Origin of the sequence: Facklamia sp. P13064, assembly GCF_050409425.1 — a bacterium.
GTDB lineage: Bacteria > Bacillota > Bacilli > Lactobacillales > Aerococcaceae > Facklamia.
On sequence record NZ_JBNUPM010000040.1, the window covers coordinates 1 to 2,018 of the forward strand.

At 32.1% G+C, this 2,018-nt stretch carries 1 protein-coding gene; it reads right to left on the bottom strand.

The features are described from left to right. A partial coding sequence (locus ACQV2S_RS08690; protein ID WP_428885406.1) for a leucine-rich repeat domain-containing protein occupies window positions 1-1,850 on the bottom strand: 1,850 nt, incomplete at its 3' end. Between the last annotated feature and the right edge of the window lie 168 nt (window positions 1,851-2,018).

Below are 2,018 nucleotides of genomic sequence, written 5' to 3' on the forward strand. Positions count from 1 at the left end.
TCATCCGGAGTGCCGCCATCTGGAGTCTCTTCATCCGGAGTGCCGCCATCTGGAGTCTCTTCATCCGGAGTGCCGCCATCTGGAGTCTCTTCATCCGGAGTGCCGTCATCTGGCGTATCGTCGTCAAGATTAATTAAAATATTTTCTTCCTTAAAGCCTAATTCCACCATTTTATTTTTGATGTTATCTGAAGCAACTTCTATTTTAACAGTACCTTTTATATTATCCGGAAGGTTAAAACTATCCTCTGCAAAAGTGGCATTTTTCGCCTTAATTATAATTTTTTTCAATGATCCAAGAGGTCCAGCAATAGTACTATTTGAAAATTCTTTGACTCCTTCTCCAAAAATAATAGTTGTTAAAGAATCTAAGCCATAAAAAGGATTCCTTCCTAAGCTATTTAACGATTTTGGTAATTCAACGCTCTCTAAAGATGGCATATAATAAAATGCCAACCTACCAATTTCTTCAAGTCCCTCATTTAGGTTAATTTTTTCTAACTTATCTGCATTTTTAAACGTAAAATCTCCTATTTTTTTAACATTTTTCCCAAATATTAACTCTTTAAGATTATCATTATTGTCAAAAGCATAATCGGCTATAAACACTACTTTTTCAGGAATCTCATAGTTTCTTTCAACTTTTCTCGACGGATATTTTATAAGATTTTTTTCATCTTTATTAAACAAAATTCCATCTATATCTTTAAAATTATTATTTGATGAACTTACCCTTATTTCTTCTAAATCAGGAGTTGTTATAAATGCTTCTTCTCCTATTGAGGTAACCCCTTTAGGAATGTAAAGTCGCTTCAATTTTTTGTTTGAAGAGAAAGCACCCTTACCAATAGTCTTTAAATTAGAAGCATCTCCAATTTCTAAATCCGTTAGATTCTCATTAAATGAAAAAGCTTTGTCTCCGATTGTTTCAACAGAATCCGGAATTATTATATTTTTTAGATTTGAGAAATAAAAAGCTTCTTTTCCTATATGCTTTAAGTTAGACTTTGGCAAAAACTCAACATTTCTGATGGTTTCAGCTGAAAAGAATGCTCGATCTTGAATCTTCAAGATTGAGTTGGGCACGATAACCTTCGAAACATTCGGACCCATTCGCTGACCAGATGATTCTTCAATTACACTATAGAATGCATTGCTAGCGATTTCCGTTACTGTAAATGTACCTTTTTCATTTTGAATAACATTAGAAATTCTTAAGGTATCATCATTCCATATGAGACTTTTTTCACCATCTCCTAATTGAACAGTTCCTACTCCGTCTTTATATGACAAGATTTTATAAACTAGGTTCTGGCTATCTGTAATAGTGCTTCCTAGGATTTGAGCGTTTTGATCATTCATGTAGGTTGACTTTAAATTCTCTTTTGAAAGATTAGTGTCAGTTTCCAAATAACTCTCCAAACTATTTTCAGATTCTCTTGAGGTCGTAGGCGCAAGTATTTCTGATGACCTATTACCTTCAAACTCTGTTTCTTTATCTTTAGAAACATTTTTTGGTTTTTTAAGATCAGAATCTAATAATTTTTCTCGGTCTTCATTATTGATAATACTATCCTTATTTTCATTTTTTATATCGTTTTTATCAGAGATTTTGTTTAAATCGTCTTGATTTTTTTCGTCAAAAGTCTCTGTTTGATGTCCCTCTGAAACCAGAACATCTTTTAACTCGCTTCTTACAGTAGTGCTTTCTGATGAAGCAACTTTATTATGTATATTCTCTATAGATGCCTTTATATTACTTTCATCTTCAGCAAATATCGCAGACTGCGAAACCAAAACAAAACTACTTATTGTTAACATGCTACCGATTAAGAATTTATTTTTATTCATAAACTTCCTCCAAAAACTATATTTTAGGTTAGCCTAAATAAATAATTAAGCATTACTAAAGATAGCATCCCTATTAAATTTTGTCAACGAGTGAATGATAAGTTCTCTCAAATTTTGTGTTAAACGTAAATGATAATGTCTCAAGAGAACACAAATCAAAATGTCCCA